Here is a 16926-nt window from a genome sequence, read left to right as displayed (position 1 = left end):
AGGTCGTCGGCGACCCGGTCGAGGCGGGTCCAGACAAAGTCCGGGCCAGGAATCTCAGCCGATGGCGATCCGGGGGTGGGCGGACGGCTTGATCCAGCTCATGACACAGTCCATGGTGGCCCGGGGGACGGAGACGCACCCTGCCGTGGCCCCGCTGCCGTTGACGTGGAGGAAGATGCCGGCGCCGCGGCCGGGGGTGGCGGGCCACCGGTTGAAGTTGATCACGAGCGCTTTGGCGTACTGAGGCGGGTAGCCGATGAGGTGTTCGCTGCCCCGGTCGCCTTTGACCGAACTGCTTCAGGTCGGTACTGGCTGATGCGGCCGGAAGTCCCAGGGACGTAGCAGAGGACTCCCTGGATGAACGCCTGCCGTGCGTGGAAGGAACTGGATGGGAGAGATGGCGGAGGGGCTCATCCTGAGAGGTGAACTGAACGTCGAGTTCCGGTCGTCCGCTGTTTACGCGCAGCAGGCAAAGAACTGGATGTCGAGATGCCTGACCGTCTTCGACAAGGAGATTCAGGACATTCTGGAAGGCCCCGCTCTCGACCCGCGCACCATCCGGGGTGGCGTTCCCTGCGGGGCCCCGGGCGCCCTATGGGGGTTCTGTCAAGTGGCGACCCAAGGAGCCCGGGGCCTGCGGGCCACCACCAAAGTGATCTCCGAAGCGAACCTTGCGTGGTTCCTCATGGCGCTCGACAAGGGAGCCTTCTCGGCTTCGGTCGGAATCTCCCGAATCGGCGAGAATGGTAGTCCTGAAACTCGTTTCGCCCGCATTGCCGCGGAGCGGGAGGAAGATCTGGACTCATGGGTGAGGCTGGGCTGTGAGTTTCCGCAGGAATCGATTGCCGACAAGGAATTTCGGGGTCGTCTTCTCAAGACTGTGAAGGGTTCCGCCGCAGGGCTCAACCCCTCGTTCGGCCACATCGCCTACAACTACACGGTGGGCAAGACCGCTCTCGAGGAGGTGCTGGGGCCGCCCTGGCTGCTTCCCGAGGACACCTTGCCCGAGAGCCGCTTGTACCTGCGCGGCTACGGCTGGCTCACGGTCCTTCCGCAGGAACTCGCGGACCGCCTGGGCGGTGCCGCGGAACTCCGGGCCACAGGCGCGTTCCACGAGGTGTACGAACTCGCCGAGGGCGGGGTCTGGCTGCTCGCGACCCCGGACTTCGATGCGTACGACCAGGAACGCACGGCTCGTGTATGGGGCGCCCTGGCGCCCGTGATCCGGCCCGGCAAGCCGAAGCAGTTCAGTGAGGAGCCGGGCCACCCGCCGCTGCCCGTCGTCTACGAGGACGCCGCACAGGCACGGGGGGGCGCAGAGTCCGGATAGCTGCTAGCTCTTGCCTTCAAGGAGCAGCTTCGTCGAAGACGGCGGACACCGTCCGGCCCGCTGCAACGAGCCGGGTGCCACGTGCCGCATGAACAGCGCCGGTGGCTGAGACGCCGGGTTCGGCGCTGCCGCGCCGCACGGAAAGCAGGGGACAAGACGTCCCGCCACGATCAGGCCCAGGCACGGGCGATCCTGGGAATCGAGACGCAGGCAGCCTTCGGCAGGTCCAGTTCCCTTATTCGGCGGTTTGGTTATGACGATTCTCAATGATTTCCTTCGGGAGTATGTGACTCCCGTGATGAGCGCAGCCGGGTTCAAGAAAAAGGGGGGCAGAATACAGATTCGTGAATGAATCCGGGGATGCGGCCTTCCTGACCTTCTCGACCACTCGGATCGGCCCCGAAGCGTGCGTCTTCTTCGCCACCTGCTCCTTCGTTCCCGAGCCTTACTGGGCATGGCTGAACAGACGGCACATGGAGACCAAGTTCCCGCCGACCGACGTGTCCGGCGTCCTTGCCGCCTACTCCGTGCTGCCACCCGGCGCCTTTGCCCATGCCCCGGCATCCCCCGGACTGGCCCGCGCCCGCTGGGCTTTCGGTGACCGGAACCGGTCCGACGTGGGTGCGGGACTCGCCGGCCAGTTGAAGACGGAGGAACTCCCCAGGATCGGGCGCCTCCTGATGCGGCCCGTGCTCCTGGCGGAGATCACCTCGTACCGGTCGCCGTCCGTCCGGCGCTGGGGCGCGGTCCAGTCCGAGCTGGTGCTCATGGCCGACCACTACACGACTCCGCAGCAGGAGACGCTCCTCGCGGCTCCCGATCTGGACGACACCTTCCGGCGCGACTATCGGGAGTGGGTGGCGAAGCGGGCCACAGTCGGGCGGGTGATCGTGCGTGCATGCAGCACCGTTGGACCGGAGTTCGGATTCCGGCGGCCGAGGGCTCTTTCCGTCTGTCCGACTGCCCACGCCGGGCGTGTCGACCGGGTCGGACATGAGGCCGAGGACGTGCGGCCTACCGGACGGGTGCCCTTGGCCCGCACGCCGCCAAGTCTCCGGATGACCGGAACCGTTTGTGTAGCCGTCCGGTAGCGCAGTGTCAGTGCTTACCCCTAGGCTTGTCCGCATGTCCCCCGATTACGTGACGCCTGGTTCCGTGCGGTCCGCCGCGGAGCTGAACGATCAGATCCGCGCGCTGTGGCGGCGCGCGGGCGGGACCCTGTCGGCGCAGGAGCGTGTGGAGTACGAGTTGCTGGTGGTCGAGTGGGCGACCGCGATCCGCGGGACGGTCATCGAGGCGGCCTGAAGCGCGGGGCCGCCCCCGGTGCGCGGCCCGGCCCGGCCCCGGACGCCCCCCGAACTCCGAACCCCGGTCAGCGTCCGCCCGCCACCCGGAGCACCGTCCCCGTCGTGTACGACGCCTCGGGCGACAGCAGCCAGGCGATCGCCGCGGCGATCTCCTCCGTCCGGCCCGCCCGCCCCATCGGCACCGCCGCTCCCATTCGCGCCGCCCGCCCCGCGTCCCCCGCCGCCGCGTGCATCTCGGTGTCGATCACCCCGGGTGCGACGGCGTTGACCCGGATCCCGTCCGGGCCGAGCTCTTTGGCCAGTCCCAGCGTCAGCGCGTCGACGCCCGCCTTGCTCGCGGCGTAGTGCACGTACTCCCCCGGACTGCCGAGGGTCGCGGCGCCCGACGACACGTTCACGATCGCGCCGCTGCCCCGCGGCGTCATCAGCCGCGCCGCCCGCCGGGCGCACAGCAGCACGCCCAGGAGGTTGACGTCGAGGACCCGGCGCAGGTCCGCGGTGTCGCTGTCGGCGAGCCGCCCCAGCGGGCCGGTCACGGCCGCGTTGTTCACCAGCCCCGTCACCGGGCCCAGCTCCGCCTCCGCCACGTCGAAGAGGCGCTCGACGTCGGTCTCGACGGACGTGTCCGCGCGCACCGGGATTCCTCGGCCTCCCGCCTCGCGCACTCCCGCCGCGACCGTTTCGGCGGCTGCCGAGTCGCGCGCGTAGCCCACGACGACGTCGTGCCCGTCCGCCGCGAGGCGCAGACAGGTCGCGGCGCCGATCCCCCGGCTGCCACCGGTGACCACCGTGATGGGTCGCGTCATCGATACCTCCACGAGCTCGTTTGATCGATCATCGATCATTCTAGGAGAGGTCCGGGGAAAGTCTCCCGTGCTGGACGGACCTCTGTGTGATCAACTGAATTCGCCGTCGTCGGGGGCGCACACTGTGCGGATCACCGGGTAGGCACCCTCGGTAAGGAGGCGCCCATGCACAAGTCCGACCACTGGCTCGCCTCCCCGTGGCGGCGCTCGGTTCTCGCCGTGCTCGCCGGAGCCCTGCCCGTCCTCGCCTTCCCGGGCCCGGCCCTGTGGTGGTGGACCTGGTTCGCGCTGGTCCCCTGGATCCTGCTGGCCCGTAGCGCGCCGGGCGGGAAGCGGGCGGCGTACGACGGGTGGTGCGGCGGCTTCGGGTTCGTACTGGCCATGCACCACTGGCTGCTGCCGAACCTGCACGTGTTCACGTTCGTCATCGCCGCGCTGCTCGGCGCGCTGTGGGTGCCGTGGGGCTGGCTGGTGCACCGAACCCTGGGCGGGACACCCTCCTCCGGCCGGGTCGCCGCGGCGCTCGTCGTCCTGCCGTCGGGCTGGCTGCTGGCGGAGCTGGTCCGCTCCTGGCAGGGGCTCGGCGGCCCCTGGGGAATGCTCGGGGCCAGTCAGTGGCAGGTCGCCCCGGCGCTGCGGCTCGCCTCGGTGGGCGGGGTGTGGCTGCTCAGCTTCCTGGTGGTGGCCGTCAACGTCGCCGTCGCCGTCCTGGTCGCCGTGCGCCGGGCGAGGATGCCGGCCCTGGCCGGGCTGGTCGCCACGGCCGCGGCCGCCTCGGCGGCCTGGGTCTGGTCCCCGCGCCCCGACCCCGACGGGCGGGCGGCGATCGCCGTGGTGCAGCCGGGCGTCGTCGCCGGGGCGGACAGCGCCGACCGCCGGTTCGACCGCGAGGAGCAGCTCACCCGGCGGCTCGCGGACCGGGACCTCGACCTGATCGTGTGGGGCGAGAGCAGCGTCGGCTTCGACCTGGACGACCGGCCGGACCTCGCCCGGCGGCTGGCCGCGCTGTCCCGAGCGACCGGCGCGGACATCCTGGTCAACGTGGACGCACGGCGCTCCGACAAGCCCGGCATCTACAAGAGCTCCGTGCTCGTCGGACCCCAGGGCCCGACCGGCGACCGGTACGACAAGATGCGGCTGGTCCCCTTCGGGGAGTACGTGCCGTTCCGCTCGCTGCTCGGCTGGGCCACCTCCGTCGGCAAGGCGGCGGGCGAGGACCGCAGGCGGGGCACCGAGCAGGTGGTGATGGACGTCGGCGACGGCCTGCGGATCGGGCCGATGGTGTGCTTCGAGAGCGCGTTCCCCGACATGAGCCGCAGCCTCGCCGCCGACGGCGCCGAGGTGCTGGTCGCCCAGTCCTCGACCTCGACCTTCCAGCACACCTGGGCCCCCGAGCAGCATGCCTCGCTCGCCGCGCTGCGCGCCGCCGAGACCGGCCGGCCGATGGTGCACGCGACGCTGACCGGCGTCTCCGCCGTCTACGACGCGAACGGCGCCCGGATCGGCTCGTGGCTCGGCACCGACGCGAGCGCGTCACGGGTGTACGAGGTCCCCGTCACCCACGGCACCACGCCCTACGTGCGCTACGGCGACTGGACGGTGTACGCGGCGCTGGGGACCCTCGCGGCCTGGGGCGCCGCCGAGGGCGTACGCGTGGTGTGGCTCAGGCGGGGCCGTCCAGCACGGCCCGGACCACCCGCTCGCACAGCTCATGGGTCTCCAGCGCGTCCCGGGCGCTGAGCAGCTCGCCGGAGCGCACCGCGTCGAGGAAGGCCAGTACCGCCTGCTCGATGCCGCGCTGGCGGGCCACCGGGACCCAGTCGCCACGCCGCCGCACGGTGGGCTGGCCCTTGTGGTCGATCACCTCGGCGAGGTTGACCACCTGGCGCTTGGTGTCCTGGCCGGAGACCTCCAGGATCTCCTCGGCCGAGCCGCTGAGCCGGTTCATCACGCCGAGCGCGGTGAAGCCGTCCCCGGCGAGCTGGAGCACGACGTGGTGGAGCAGGCCGTCCTCGGCACGGGCGCGCACGGTCACGTCGTCGACCGGCCCCGGCACCAGGAACCTGAGGGTGTCGACGACGTGGATGAAGTCGTCGAGGATCATCGTGCGCGGGTCCTCGGGCAGGCCGGTGCGGTTCTTCTGCATGAGGATCAGCTCGCGCGGGTGCTCGGCGCACTGCGCGTACCCGGGCGCGTGCCGCCGGTTGAAGCCGACGGCGAGGCTGGTGCCGCGTTCCTCGGCGAGGGTGACCAGGCGCTCGGAATCGGCGAGTTCGTAGGCGAGGGGCTTGTCGACGTAGGTGGGGACGCCGACTTCCAGCAGCCGGGTCACGATCTCGGGGTGGGCGGCGGTCGGCGCGTGCACGAAGGCGGCGTCGAGCCCCTCGGCGAGGAGCCCGTCGAGGCCGGCGTGGCGCTGCGCGGGCGGGATGCGCAGCTTGTCGGCGACGCGGGTGAGGGTGGCGGGGGTGCGGGTCTGCAGGTGCAGTTCGATGCCGGGGAGGGCGGCGAGCACCGGCAGGTAGGCCTTCTGCGCGATGTCGCCGAGTCCGATGCAGCCGACCTTCACGGGATGTGCTCCTCTAACGCTCGTTGTGCTCGCCGACCTGGGTCCGCCGGGAAGCATACGGGGGCTGCGGGGGCCGCCAGTCGGCGATGCCGTCGAAGCCGCGCAGGAACAGGGCGGGTCCGGCCTTCGACAGGGCGGCGATCACGGCGTCGCGAACGGCGGTCCCGGCGCGGTTGCTCATCAGGTTGAGGCGGGCGACCTTGACGGCCTGGCGGGCGATCGCGGTCGTGCGGGGCAGCCGGGCGGCCGTGTAGGCGGCGAGGTCCCGGCGGTGGTGGGCGAGCACGACCGCGTCCTCGATCGCCTGGTTGCCGCCCTGGCCGAGGTTGGGTGGCATGGCGTGCGCGGCGTCCCCGAGGAGGACGACCCGGCCCCGGTGGTAGGCGGGCAGCGGCTCGGCGATGTGGTGCACGTCGTGGCGCAGCACGTCCTCGGGGCGGGCGGCGGCGAGGACGGCGGGGACCGGATCGTGCCAGTCGCCGTAGCGGTGCAGCAGCTCGGCCCGCTCGTCGGCCGCGTGGCCGCCGGCCGGGGCGACGGCGGCGGCGTAGGCGTAGACCCGGCCGTCCTTGAGCGGGTGCGTGCCCCAGATGCGGCCCCGGCCCCAGGACTCGTGGGAGGCGAACTCGACGCCGGGGACCGGGATCACGATCCGCCAGGTGGTGAAGCCCGAGTAGACCGTGCCGGGGTGGCGCGGGAACAGCGTGCGGCGTACGGCGGAGTGGATGCCGTCGGCCCCGACGACCAGGTCGGCCGCCAGCTCGCCGTCCGGCGTGCGCACCCTGGCCGGACGGTCGTCGTCGCCCGGGTCGGCGAGCTGCGCGTCGGCGCCGGTGCGGACGGCGTCCGACGGCAACAGCGCCGACAGGCGGTCGGCGAGGGTGGAGCGGTGCAGCAGCACCAGCGGGCCGCCGAAGCGCGCCTCGGCGGCCTCGGCGCTGGACCGGGAGAGCCAGCGTCCGTCGGGGGTGCGCAGTCCGCCGTCGCCCTGCCAGGCGGCGAGGTCGCGGATCTCGTCGCCGAGGCCGATCACGTCCAGGGCGCGCAGGGCGTTGGGCGACAGCGAGATGGCCGCGCCGACCGGCCGGAGCGAGGGGGCGCGCTCCAGCACGGTGACCCGCAGGCCGCTCTGGTGCAGGGCGGCCGCCGCGGTCAGGCCGCCGATGCCGCCGCCGATCACGACGGCCGTCTTCGTCCTTGTCATGACTCTCCTCGACGCTCGGCTCCGCGCCGTGCGCGGCGCGGAACTCACTACATCTGTAGTAGCAGCCATCACCGACTGTACTACAGCCGTAGTGAGGCCGGTAGATTGATCTCCATGTCCGCTCCTGCCGCATCCTCGGGGCCCTCCGGGTCCGCGTCCGGCGCCTCCCGCGCCGACCTCGTCGCCGACGCCGCTCTGGCGCTGCTCGCCGAGCGCGGCATGCGCGGGCTCACGCACCGGGCGGTCGACGGGCTGGCCGGGCTCCCCCAGGGCTCCACGTCCAACGTCGCGCGGACCCGGCAGGCACTGCTGGAACTGGCGGTGCGCCGCCTGGCCGACCGGGAGGCGCGGGTGCTGGCCCTGCACGAGATGCCGGATCCCCGCGCCGGCCTCGAAGCCCTGGTCGACGCGCTGGCGCTGGCGACCCATCGCGCCCTGACCCGCAACCGCGCGCTGACGCTGGCCCGCTACGAACTGGCCCTGGAGGCCACGCGCCGTCCGGAACTGCGGGCGCACTTCGACGCGGCGGGCGCCCGCTTCCGCGAGCACCTGGGCACTCTCGTCGCGGCGATGGGCTCGGCCGACCCGGCCCGGCACGTGCTATCCCTGGTGGCCTGGGCGGACGGCCTGATGTTCAGCTGCGTGGCCGGGACCTTCCACGCCGAGGTGCCGAGCCTCCAGGACGTGCGGTCGGGACTGCGGGAGCTCCTGGAAGGCATGCTGGGCGACCGGCGTCGCGGCCTGCGCGAGGGTCCGTCCCGGGGCTGAAATTCCCTGGTGGGACGGGCCGGTCTGGGCGAGGATGCCGCCATGACGACCGAACGCCGTGAACCACCTGTCGACGCCGACGAACGCGCCATGCTGGAAGGCTGGGTCGAGTACCACCGCCAGACCCTCGCCTGGAAGTGCGAGGGACTGACCGACGAGCAGTTGAGGACGGCCGCCGTGGCACCGTCGACGCTGTCCCTGATGGGACTGGTCCGGCACATGGCGGAGGTGGAGCGCAGCTGGTACCGCAGGGTGCTGGCGGCCGAGGACGCCGGCCCGATCTACTACTCCGACGAAGACCCGGAGGGCGAGTTCCGGCTCACCGAGGCGGACACGTACGCCGAGGCGCACGCCACCTGGCAGGCGGAGATCGAGGCGGCCCGGCGCAACGCGGCCGGCGTCCCCCTGGACGAGCCGACCCGGGGCAGGCACCTGCGCACCGGTGAGCGCTACACCCTGCGCTGGATCCACACCCACATGATCGAGGAGTACGCGCGTCACAACGGGCACGCGGACCTGATCCGCGAGCGCCTGGACGGAGCCACGGGCGACTGACGTCACCTCCCGTCGCGGACGGGCATCCGTACGGGGCCGGAGATCACCCGTGTGGGGCAACCTCCGCTTGTCCGGCTCCGGTTGAGTGGCCGGAAGCAGCAGAGTGGCGCGGGTGCATCGAACGACGACCACCGCAACGCTCCTGCTGACCGTGGCTGTCTCGGCCCTGACCGGCTGTACGACGGTCAAGGGCCCGGCCGTGGACGACTCCTCAGGGGCCGGCGCCCGCTCGTCCGCGCCCCGCCCGGACGGCCAGGCCGAGCCACGGGTCGTCCAGGCGCCGGCCCGGGAGGCGCTGGAGATGATCGGCCCCTCCCCCGGCCCGGAGCGGGCCACCGGCGAGCCGCGCCGCACGCAGCCTCCGGCGCACCGGTCCGTGCCGCACGATCCGCCGGTCCCCCGTTCCCCGGGACGATCCGCCCGCCCTGCGGCGCCCGAGCCCACCCGCGCCCCCGCGGCACCCAGACCCCGGGTGCCCGACCTGCCGGGCAGGTCCGACGCCGGCGCCGGCGGAAAGGCGGACGTGTGCTCCCTCGGCAAGCAGTACGGAGGTTGGCGGCCGGGCAGCCCAGAGGCCCGCATCTGCGAGCAGGCCTACGGCCGCTGAGGCCGGTCGTCGCCCCTCGGGCCGGCTGTTACGGCCACTGGCGCGGCGGCCGCCCCCACCCCTCGGTCCCGTCACGCCCGTCGGGGCCGTCGACACCGTCGAGGCGCAGCTCCAGCCGGTCGATCGAGGCGCGGACGCCCGCTCCGTAGCGGCCGGCGGCGAGGGACTCGGCAGCGGTGCGGGCGCGCCGCAGGTGCCGACGGGCCGCCTCGCGGTGACCGAGCCGGTCGTAGTCCGCGGCCAGGTTCAGGTGGAGCGAGGGGTACAGGGCGCGGGCGGCGGACGTGGCCTCGTGCCGGTCGGCGAGCCGGTCCTCCGTCAGTTCCTCGGCTGCCGACAGCGCCCTCAGGTCCCAGGCCAGTTCCTCGGCCGGGTCGTCCTGGGTGTCGGCGAGGTAGTGGGCCAGCGTGCAGCGGTGCAGGGGGTCGCCGTGCTCGCCGATCTCCGCCCACAGGGCGAGGTAGCGGTGCCGGGCCTCCTCGCGGTCCCCCGCGTGATGCAGCATGACCACCTGGCCGATCCGCGTCGGCACGGCGTCCGGCGCCGCCTGCTCCTGTCCCTTCGCCACCGCGTCCTCCGTGCCCGTGTCGGCTGTCCCGACGACGCTAACCGCACGCGCCCGCATTCCCGGTCAGGCGGCACCGGGCGCGCCCGGGCCGGTCTGCGGCCGGCCGGCCCGGGCGGCCGGGGTCAGCCCAGGTTCGGGATGGTCCAGTCGATCGGCTCGTGGCCCTGCGCGGCGACCGCCTCGTTGATCTGCGTGAACGGCCGGGAGCCGAAGAACTTCTTCGCGGACAGCGGCGACGGGTGGGCGCCCTTGACCACGGCGTGCCGCGACTCGTCGATCAGCGGCAGCTTCTTCTGCGCGTAGTTGCCCCACAGCACGAAGACCGCCGGGTCGGTCCGGCCGGCCACCGCGCGGATCACCGCGTCGGTGAACAGCTCCCAGCCGCGTGCCTTGTGCGAGTTCGCCTCCCCGGCACGGACCGTGAGCACCGCGTTGAGCAGCAGGACGCCCTGCTTCGCCCACGGCATCAGATAGCCGTTGTCCGGGATCGGGGTGTCCAGCTCCGCGTGCATCTCCTTGTAGATGTTCCGCAGGGACGGCGGGACCTTCACGCCGGGCCGCACCGAGAAGCACAGCCCGTGCCCCTGGCCCTCGCCGTGGTACGGGTCCTGGCCGAGGACCAGCACCTTCACCCGGTCGAAGGGCGTGGCCTCCAGCGCGGCGAAGACCTCCTCGCGCGGCGGGTAGACGGGGCCGTTCGCCCGCTCCTCCTCGACGAACTCCATCAGCTCCTTGAAGTAGGGCTCTTGCAGTTCGCCGCCCAGCACCTCGCGCCAGGACTCGGGCAGCATGGCGATGTCGGTCACGTCAACTTCCTTACGCTGTGCGGTCGCTTCCAGTCCCGTAGAACCTACCGGCGCCCACTGACAACGCGACCGCCGGCAGGCACCCGGAAAAGCGTTGTCCCGCGGCGGAGCGGGGCTGGTAGGAAGTGGAAATGACCTCTGAAGCCATGGCTCCCACGGAACGCCTGCTCGCGGAGCGGGCCTGCGAACGTCTGATCGTGGACCTGGTCCACCGTCTCGATCTCGGTGACCCCGGGTCGGCGGCCGACCTGTTCACGGTGGACGGGGTGTGGGAATGGCCTCGCGGCGACCGCCGGGTCGAGGGCCGGGAAGCGCTGCGGACGTACTTCGGTTCCCGGCCGGCGGACCGGCTGTCGCGCCGTCTGATGACGAACATCCTCGTCACCGTGGACTCCGCGACGACGGCGACCGCGACGTCCTACCTGACGACCTACCGTGTCGACGGGCACGTCGAGGGGATGGTCGCGCCGCGGCTCCCCGCCAACGTCGGCCACTACGAGGACACCTTCCGCAAGGTCGACGGCGAGTGGCTGCTCGCCGCGCGGACCCTGTACCTCGCCTTCGGCGGTGCCACGGAGCGGCTGCCCGCCCCGGTGGCGGCTACCAGCTCGTCTTCCGGTGGAGCTGCCACATCATCATGATCGTCGACGGGTCCAGGGCCTGCTCCGCGCCCGAGATGTCCGTGCTGGCGGCGACGTACTGCTTGCCCTGCCACAGCGGGAGCAGCCGCGCGTCGTTCACCATGATCTGCTGCGCCCGCTCGAAGTCCCGCTCCACGTTGCCGCGGTCGCTCTCGCGGCGCGAGCGCGGCAGCAGTTCGCCGGTGATCTCCGGGGTGAGGTAGGGCGTGCCGAGCGCGTTCTGCTCCCCGACGAAGGGGGCGATGAAGTTCTCCGCGTCGGGGAAGTCCGGGGACCAGCCGCGTCCGAACACCGGGTACTCACCCTTCTGGTAGCCGGCGACGTACGTCTTCCAGGGGCGGCTCTCGAGGGTGACCTCGAACAGGCCCGAGGCGTCCAGCTGCCGCTTGATCTCCTTGAACTCCTTGGCCGTCTCGGAGCCGTAGCGGTCGGTGGTGTACCAGAGGGTCAGCGGGACCGGGTCGGTGATGCCGGCGTCCTCGAGCAGCTCACGGGCCTTGGGGACGCTGGGGTCGCCGTAGTCGTCGAAGAAGCCCGTGGTGTGACCGGTGAGGCCCTTGGGGACCATCGAGTACAGCGGGTCGACGGTGTCCTGGTAGATCTCGTGCGCGATCGCCGCCCGGTCGATCACCTGGGCGACTGCCTGGCGCACTTCCTTGCGTCCCGCCCACGGGTCCTCGGGGTTGAAGACGAGGTAGCTGATCTCCGTACCGCTGCCCTCGACCAGCTGGAGGTTCTCCTCCTTGCCCGCCTTGCCCTGGAGTGTGATCACGTCGTCGGCGGCGAGGCCTCGGTAGGTCACCTGGATGTCGCCGTCGCGCAGGGCCTTCACCATGCCGGCGGAGTCCTTGAAGTAGCGGACGGTCACCGCCTTGTTGTGCCGTTCCGCGAAGCCCTTGTAGCGGTCGTTGCGCACGAGTTCGGCGCGCTCGCCGTCCTCGTACGACTGGAGCGTGTACGGGCCCGAGCCCACGACACCGCTGCCCTCACGCAGGGCGTCCTCGGGGTAGTCGTCGGGGTCGACGATCGACATGGCGGGCGTGGCGAGCACGAACGGGAAGGTGGCGTCGGGCTTGTTGAGGTGGAAGACCACCTCGCGCTCGCTGGGTGCCTGGACGCGATCGAGGCTGCCGAGCAGACCGGCCGGACCACCGTTGACGTTGATGTCCTTGATGCGGTCGATCGAGTACTTGACGGCCTGGGCGTCGAGGGCGTCGCCGTTGGAGAAGGTCAGGCCCTCGCGCAGCTCGCAGCGGTACACCTGGTTCGTGGTGTCGGTGAACACGCACTGCTTCGCGGCGTCGGGCTGGGGCGCGGTGGCACCACTGGGGTAACTGAGCAGCGTCTGGTAGACGTTCCGGAACAACTCCCAGGAGCCGTCCCACGAAGCGGCCGGATCGAGGGTGCTGGGGGCACTGGTCGTCCCCACCACGATCGGCTCCTCGTCCTGCGAACTGTCGGACGACAGGATGCCGCACCCGGTGACCAGTGACGATATGGACACGATGACCGCGACCCGCCGCAGGCCCCGCTTCCGGTTGAACACGCGCACGCTCCTCGATCCGCCGTACCAAGGGTCGGCAGACCATACCGCAGCACCATGCCCCCTGAACCCCCTTCTGAACAGGGGTTTTGATCGTTTGGCGATGACTACGTTGTCATCGTGCGCCGGGTTCCGATACGCGGACACGGGCGCCGTTCTCGTCGACGGCGCCCGTGTCCGGGACAGATCTCGAGGGTCCTCGTGGGCGAGATCAGGCCACGCCGGCGTTCAGGAAGATGCCGCCGTCGACGACGAGCGTCTGACCGGTGACCCACGCGGACTGCTCCGAGGTGAGGAACGCGGCGGCGCCGCCGATGTCGGAGGGCACGCCGAGCCGGCCCAGCGGGTAGCCCGAGGCGGCCTCCTCCTCGCGGCCCTCGTACAGGGCTGCGGCGAACTTGGTCTTCACGACCGCCGGGGCGATCGCGTTGACCCGCACCCCGGGCGCGAACTCGTGCGCCAGCTGCGCGGTCAGGTTGATCAGCGCGGCCTTGCTCACGCCGTACGCGGCGATGAAGGGCGAGGGCGAAAGGCCCGCGACCGAGGCGATGTTGACGATCGCGCCGCCGTTGTCCTTCTGCCAGGCGTGCCAGGTGCGCTGGGCGAAGCCGAGCGCCGAGATCACGTTGGTCTCGAAGACCTTGCGCGCCACGTTCAGGTCGAGGTCGGCGATCGGCCCGAACACCGGGTTGGTGCCGGCGTTGTTGACCAGGAAGTCGACGCGCCCGAAGGCCTCCATCACGCGCTCGACGGCGACGGCCTGGTGGGCCTCGTCGTGCGCCTTGCCGGCGACGCCGATGACCCGGTCGGCGCCGAGCTTGTCGACGGCCTCCTTCAGGGCGTCCTCGTTGCGGCCGGTGATGCAGACCCGGTCGCCGCGTGCGACGAGGGCCTCGGCGACGCCGTAGCCGATGCCGCGGCTGGCGCCCGTGACGAGCGCGGCCTTGCCGGAGAGGGCGGGGAGTTCAGTCATGTCAGTGGTCCCTAATCCCAGTATTCCCTAGTCTCCGCGCGCCCTAGTCGAGCGGCCCGCCGGCCACGTACAGCACCTGGCCGGAGACGAAGCCGGCGGCCTCGCCGGTGAAGAAGGCGATGGCGTTGGCGATGTCGTCGGGCTCACCGACGCGCGCGACCGGGATCTGGGTGGCGGCGGCGGCCTTGAAGTCCTCGAAGCCCATGCCGACGCGGTCGGCGGTGGCCTTGGTCATCTCGGTGGCGATGAAGCCGGGAGCGACGGCGTTGGCGGTGACGCCGAACTTGCCCAGCTCCTTGGCGAGGGTCTTGGTGAAGCCCTGGAGACCGGCCTTGGCGGCGGAGTAGTTGACCTGGCCGCGGTTGCCGAGCGCGGAGGAGGAGGACAGGTTGACGATGCGGCCGAACTTGGCGTCCACCATGTGCTTCTGGCAGGCCTTCGACATCAGGAAGGCACCGCGCAGGTGCACGTTCATGACGGTGTCCCAGTCGGAGACGCTCATCTTGAACAGCAGGTTGTCGCGCAGCACGCCCGCGTTGTTGACGAGGATCGTCGGCGCGCCCAGCTCCTCGGCGATCCGCGCGACGGCCGCCTCGACCTGCGCCTCGTCGGAGACGTCGCAGCCGACCGCGACGGCTCTGCCACCCGCCGCGGTGATCTTCTCCACGGTGTCCTTGCAGGCGGCCTCGTCGAGGTCGATGACGGCGACGGCACGGCCCTCGGCGGCCAGTCGTACGGCGGTGGCGGCACCGATGCCGCGCGCGCCTCCGGTGACTACGGCGACCCGCTGCTCAGTGGTGGACATTCGCTGCTTCTCCTCGTCCTGGGGATGCGGCCCGTGCGGAGCGTGCGCCCTTGGGTGAGCGACCGCTTAGTACCTTCCGCAGACGTGACGCTAGAAGCCCTGGCACCCGGTGTCAACGGGACACCTGGCCGGTGTGATCGATTACCCGCCCTCCCCGGCGTGCCGGCCGTCACCGGTCGCCCGATCGGCCCAGCGCTGCGGGCCGCCGGACCGCCGGGCCCCTAGCGTCGAAGCGCGAGCCACTCGTGGCCGGAAAGGAGGCGTCCATGCGCCGTCGTACCGGTGCAGCAGGCATAGCCGTCGCGATCGCCGCGATCGTGCCGCTGGCCGACCCCGCACCCGCCCAGGACCTCTACGCGAGCCTGGAACAGGACTGCCGGAGCTCCACCTACCAGGAAGCGGTGCCGATCGGGCTGAACGAGGATCCGGGCAACCCGGACCCGCTGTGCCCGGACGCGCTGTACGAAGACCCGTCCGGCGATGCGTCGTGGGACGACGGCACGCTCGACGACGGCACGTTCGACGACGGCCGACTCGACGGGGGCGGAGTCGACGACGGGCGGCTGGACGGGGATCTGCCCGAGGGAGGCGGGTCGGGGCAGGTCAGGCCGGAAGGGAACGGCGCCGACGGAGGCGGCCTCGATCCCGGCCGGCCGGGAGACGGCCGCCTCGACGAGGGCCGCCCCGACCAGGACCAGAACCGGCCCGGGACGTCGCACTCCGCCGGCCTGGGCTCGCTCGACCAGGGTGGCATCCGTGAGATCCGGGACGGTGACGGCGGCGCGGGCGGCGGCGCCGCGCGTCCGCGCGGGGACCAGCTCCCGACGATCTCCGCCACCTCGCTGCCGCGTCCGGCCCCCACGACGCCGGCCCCGGTCGTCACCACGCCCGCGCCCGTGGCCTCCCCCGCCGTGACGCCGACGCTCGGCACCCAGGGCGGCCTGGGCGGCGCCTCGGGCACCGGTCCCGGCGACTGGGACATCGGCATCGGCCTGAGCTTCGTGACCGCCGCCGCGCTCGCGACGGGCTGGGTGGTCCGGCGCCGCCGGCGCGCCTGACCGTCCGGCGGGCCGGTCCGCGGGAGGGACCCGGTGCCTCGTCGGCGCCGCGGCCTACCGCACCAGCAGGTCGAGGAGCCGTTCCGTCTCGGCGGCCGGGTCGGTCGTGAGGCCGGTGTGCACGGGGCCCGGCTGGACCATGGTCGAGCGGGGCGCGATCAGCCAGCGGAACCGGCGGCCGGGATCGTCCCCGGCCGCCTGGCCCGCCGCGTCCCCCCCGGCGCACACCCCCTCCACGGCGCGCAGCGCCGCCCGCACCCCGGGCAGGTCCACCAGCGGGTCCAGGGCCAGCAGCCGGCCCTCGTCGAGGTGGGTGCGGGCACCGACGTAGGACCAGGCCCGGCAGTAGACGAGTACGCCGGCGTTGACGCACTCCCCGCGTTCGACGCGGGGCACGACGCGCAGCAGCGCGTACTCGAAGACGTGGCGGTCGCTCACCGCTCCCCCTTGGCTCACTTGACGCGTTCGTGGATCGTGGCGGCCCGCGCGAGCAGCGGCGCGGCGTAGGCCCTGCGCAGGTCGTCGGGGGTGGCGAAGCCGGGTTCGTCGCGCAGCCAGACGTCCGGGATCTCGGCGGTGACCTCGGCAAGGAGTTCCTCGGTCACCAGCGGTGCGAGGGCGGCGGCGGCCGAGCGGACGTCCGGCGCGAAGCGGGCGAGGGCGTGGTCGGCGGCGTCGTAGGGACGGGCGGCGGAGGCCTCCGCGCCGGGCCAGTTGTGGTGCCAGATCATGGTGGCGCCGTGGTCGATCAGCCATGTCTCGCCGTGCAGGCGCAGCAGGTTGGGGTTGCGCCAGGAACGGTCGACGTTGTTGACCAGCGCGTCGAACCAGACGATCCGTCCGGCCTCCTCGGCGCTCACCTCGAAGGCGAGCGGGTCGAACCCGAGCGCACCGGAGAGGAACTCCATGCCGAGGTTGGTGCCGCCGCTCGACTTCAGCAGTTCCTGCACCTGCGGGTCGGGTTCGCCGAGACCCAGGACCGGATCGAGGCCGACCGTCACCAGCCGTGGCACCCGGAAGCCCAGCCGGCGGGCGAGTTCGCCGCAGACCACCTCGGCGACGAGCGTCTTGCGGCCCTGTCCCGCGCCGGTGAACTTCAGGACGTAGGTCCCGAGGTCGTCCCCCTCGACGAGTCCCGGCAGCGAGCCGCCCTCACGCAACGGCGTGATGTAGCGGGTCGCGATGACTTCCTTGAGCATCGCCCCAGGCTACCGGCGTGGCGCGGGTGCACGGTGCCTGGCCGGTGCGCGGCCGACAGCGAAACGACAGCCGTGTTTTACGCCCGCCCGACCGCCGGCGCGACAGCATCTCGGCACGGTCTGAACAGCACGTGCCACGGGGCCGTACCTCTCGGCAGATCATCACGCCCCCACCCCGGAAGGGAAC

Annotated in this window: 19 protein-coding genes and 1 pseudogene; 9 read left to right on the top strand and 11 right to left on the bottom strand. The window is 72.1% G+C overall.

Annotation, left to right across the window (positions count from 1 at the left end):
• Window positions 1-54: 54 nt before the first annotated feature.
• Window positions 55-282: pseudogene (locus AB0P07_RS03920) on the bottom strand (hypothetical protein); the annotation flags it as partial.
• A gap of 106 nt (window positions 283-388) precedes the next feature.
• Between AB0P07_RS03920 and AB0P07_RS03915 the strand changes: the two are divergent.
• The 3 genes from AB0P07_RS03915 (at window position 389) to AB0P07_RS03905 (ending at window position 2635) form a co-directional block, all read left to right on the top strand.
• On the top strand, window positions 389-1330 hold the full coding sequence (locus AB0P07_RS03915; RefSeq protein WP_365544693.1) for a hypothetical protein: 942 nt from the start codon (window positions 389-391) through the stop codon (window positions 1328-1330).
• 473 nt (window positions 1331-1803) lie between these two features.
• Window positions 1804-2421: a hypothetical protein gene (locus AB0P07_RS03910; protein ID WP_365544690.1), complete on the top strand. Its 618-nt coding sequence runs from the start codon at window positions 1804-1806 to the stop codon at window positions 2419-2421.
• Between the two features lie 34 nt (window positions 2422-2455).
• Window positions 2456-2635, top strand: coding sequence for a hypothetical protein (locus AB0P07_RS03905; RefSeq protein WP_153180852.1), 180 nt, complete (start codon window positions 2456-2458; stop codon window positions 2633-2635).
• A gap of 67 nt (window positions 2636-2702) precedes the next feature.
• On the opposite strand, the gene AB0P07_RS03900 is transcribed toward AB0P07_RS03905, so the two are convergent.
• The gene (locus AB0P07_RS03900) at window positions 2703-3443 is read right to left on the bottom strand and encodes an SDR family oxidoreductase (protein ID WP_125633422.1); all 741 of its coding nucleotides are present in this window, start codon (window positions 3441-3443) and stop codon (window positions 2703-2705) included.
• 165 nt (window positions 3444-3608) lie between these two features.
• Here AB0P07_RS03900 and lnt point away from each other — a divergent pair, with 165 nt between their 5' ends.
• Complete coding sequence (lnt, locus tag AB0P07_RS03895) at window positions 3609-5183, top strand: apolipoprotein N-acyltransferase (RefSeq protein ID WP_365544686.1); 1575 nt, start codon at window positions 3609-3611, stop codon at window positions 5181-5183.
• On the opposite strand, the gene AB0P07_RS03890 is transcribed toward lnt, so the two are convergent.
• Together AB0P07_RS03890 and AB0P07_RS03885 are read right to left on the bottom strand one after the other, a co-directional pair.
• Complete coding sequence (locus tag AB0P07_RS03890; protein WP_365544683.1) at window positions 5107-6012, bottom strand: Gfo/Idh/MocA family oxidoreductase; 906 nt, start codon at window positions 6010-6012, stop codon at window positions 5107-5109. The two genes, lnt and AB0P07_RS03890, sit on opposite strands and share 77 nt — an antisense overlap.
• 13 nt (window positions 6013-6025) lie before the next feature.
• Window positions 6026-7216, bottom strand: coding sequence for an FAD-dependent monooxygenase (locus AB0P07_RS03885; RefSeq protein ID WP_365544680.1), 1191 nt, complete (start codon window positions 7214-7216; stop codon window positions 6026-6028).
• Between the two features lie 114 nt (window positions 7217-7330).
• On the opposite strand from AB0P07_RS03885, the gene AB0P07_RS03880 reads away from it, so the two are divergent.
• The 3 genes from AB0P07_RS03880 to AB0P07_RS03870 all read left to right on the top strand — a co-directional run bounded on the left by AB0P07_RS03880 (window position 7331) and on the right by AB0P07_RS03870 (window position 9146).
• Window positions 7331-7984: a TetR/AcrR family transcriptional regulator gene (locus tag AB0P07_RS03880; RefSeq protein ID WP_365544677.1), complete on the top strand. Its 654-nt coding sequence runs from the start codon at window positions 7331-7333 to the stop codon at window positions 7982-7984.
• A 42-nt stretch (window positions 7985-8026) separates the two neighbouring features.
• A complete protein-coding gene (locus AB0P07_RS03875) occupies window positions 8027-8539 on the top strand; it encodes a DinB family protein (protein WP_365544674.1) in 513 nt (170 codons plus the stop codon).
• Window positions 8540-8651: 112 nt separating this feature from the next.
• Window positions 8652-9146, top strand: coding sequence for a hypothetical protein (locus AB0P07_RS03870; RefSeq protein WP_365544671.1), 495 nt, complete (start codon window positions 8652-8654; stop codon window positions 9144-9146).
• A gap of 28 nt (window positions 9147-9174) precedes the next feature.
• Here AB0P07_RS03870 and AB0P07_RS03865 read toward each other — a convergent pair whose 3' ends face one another.
• Both AB0P07_RS03865 and ung read right to left on the bottom strand, forming a co-directional pair.
• Window positions 9175-9714 (bottom strand): hypothetical protein, encoded by a 540-nt coding sequence (locus AB0P07_RS03865; protein ID WP_365544668.1) that lies wholly within the window; start codon window positions 9712-9714, stop codon window positions 9175-9177.
• Window positions 9715-9836: 122 nt separating this feature from the next.
• Window positions 9837-10520, bottom strand: coding sequence for a uracil-DNA glycosylase (gene ung, locus AB0P07_RS03860; protein ID WP_125633406.1), 684 nt, complete (start codon window positions 10518-10520; stop codon window positions 9837-9839).
• Between the two features lie 131 nt (window positions 10521-10651).
• Between ung and AB0P07_RS03855 the strand changes: the two genes are divergently transcribed.
• A complete protein-coding gene (locus AB0P07_RS03855) occupies window positions 10652-11161 on the top strand; it encodes a nuclear transport factor 2 family protein (protein WP_365544664.1) in 510 nt (169 codons plus the stop codon).
• On the opposite strand, the gene AB0P07_RS03850 is transcribed toward AB0P07_RS03855, so the two are convergent.
• The 3 genes from AB0P07_RS03850 to fabG all read right to left on the bottom strand — a co-directional run bounded on the left by AB0P07_RS03850 (window position 11121) and on the right by fabG (window position 14482).
• The gene (locus AB0P07_RS03850) at window positions 11121-12707 is read right to left on the bottom strand and encodes an ABC transporter substrate-binding protein (protein WP_365544657.1); all 1587 of its coding nucleotides are present in this window, start codon (window positions 12705-12707) and stop codon (window positions 11121-11123) included. The genes AB0P07_RS03855 and AB0P07_RS03850 overlap by 41 nt on opposite strands.
• 208 nt (window positions 12708-12915) lie before the next feature.
• Window positions 12916-13677: an SDR family oxidoreductase gene (locus tag AB0P07_RS03845; protein ID WP_365544655.1), complete on the bottom strand. Its 762-nt coding sequence runs from the start codon at window positions 13675-13677 to the stop codon at window positions 12916-12918.
• A 43-nt stretch (window positions 13678-13720) separates the two neighbouring features.
• Window positions 13721-14482: a 3-oxoacyl-ACP reductase FabG gene (gene fabG, locus AB0P07_RS03840; protein ID WP_365544652.1), complete on the bottom strand. Its 762-nt coding sequence runs from the start codon at window positions 14480-14482 to the stop codon at window positions 13721-13723.
• A gap of 266 nt (window positions 14483-14748) precedes the next feature.
• Here fabG and AB0P07_RS03835 point away from each other — a divergent pair, with 266 nt between their 5' ends.
• Window positions 14749-15540 carry a hypothetical protein gene (locus tag AB0P07_RS03835; RefSeq protein ID WP_365544649.1) on the top strand — a complete coding sequence of 264 codons (792 nt, stop codon included), beginning with the start codon at window positions 14749-14751 and terminating at the stop codon, window positions 15538-15540.
• A 54-nt stretch (window positions 15541-15594) separates the two neighbouring features.
• On the opposite strand, the gene AB0P07_RS03830 is transcribed toward AB0P07_RS03835, so the two are convergent.
• Together AB0P07_RS03830 and AB0P07_RS03825 are read right to left on the bottom strand one after the other, a co-directional pair.
• Complete coding sequence (locus AB0P07_RS03830) at window positions 15595-15978, bottom strand: DUF3037 domain-containing protein (protein ID WP_365544646.1); 384 nt, start codon at window positions 15976-15978, stop codon at window positions 15595-15597.
• 14 nt (window positions 15979-15992) lie between these two features.
• Window positions 15993-16739 carry a HipA family kinase gene (locus AB0P07_RS03825; RefSeq protein WP_365544643.1) on the bottom strand — a complete coding sequence of 249 codons (747 nt, stop codon included), beginning with the start codon at window positions 16737-16739 and terminating at the stop codon, window positions 15993-15995.
• Window positions 16740-16926 lie beyond the last annotated feature (187 nt).

The sequence above is a fragment of the Streptomyces sp. NPDC085944 genome (genome assembly GCF_040686295.1).
Classification (GTDB): domain Bacteria; phylum Actinomycetota; class Actinomycetes; order Streptomycetales; family Streptomycetaceae; genus Streptomyces; species Streptomyces salinarius.
The sequence above is the reverse complement of the archived record's forward strand: the minus strand, read 5'-3'. Positions and strand labels throughout refer to the sequence as shown.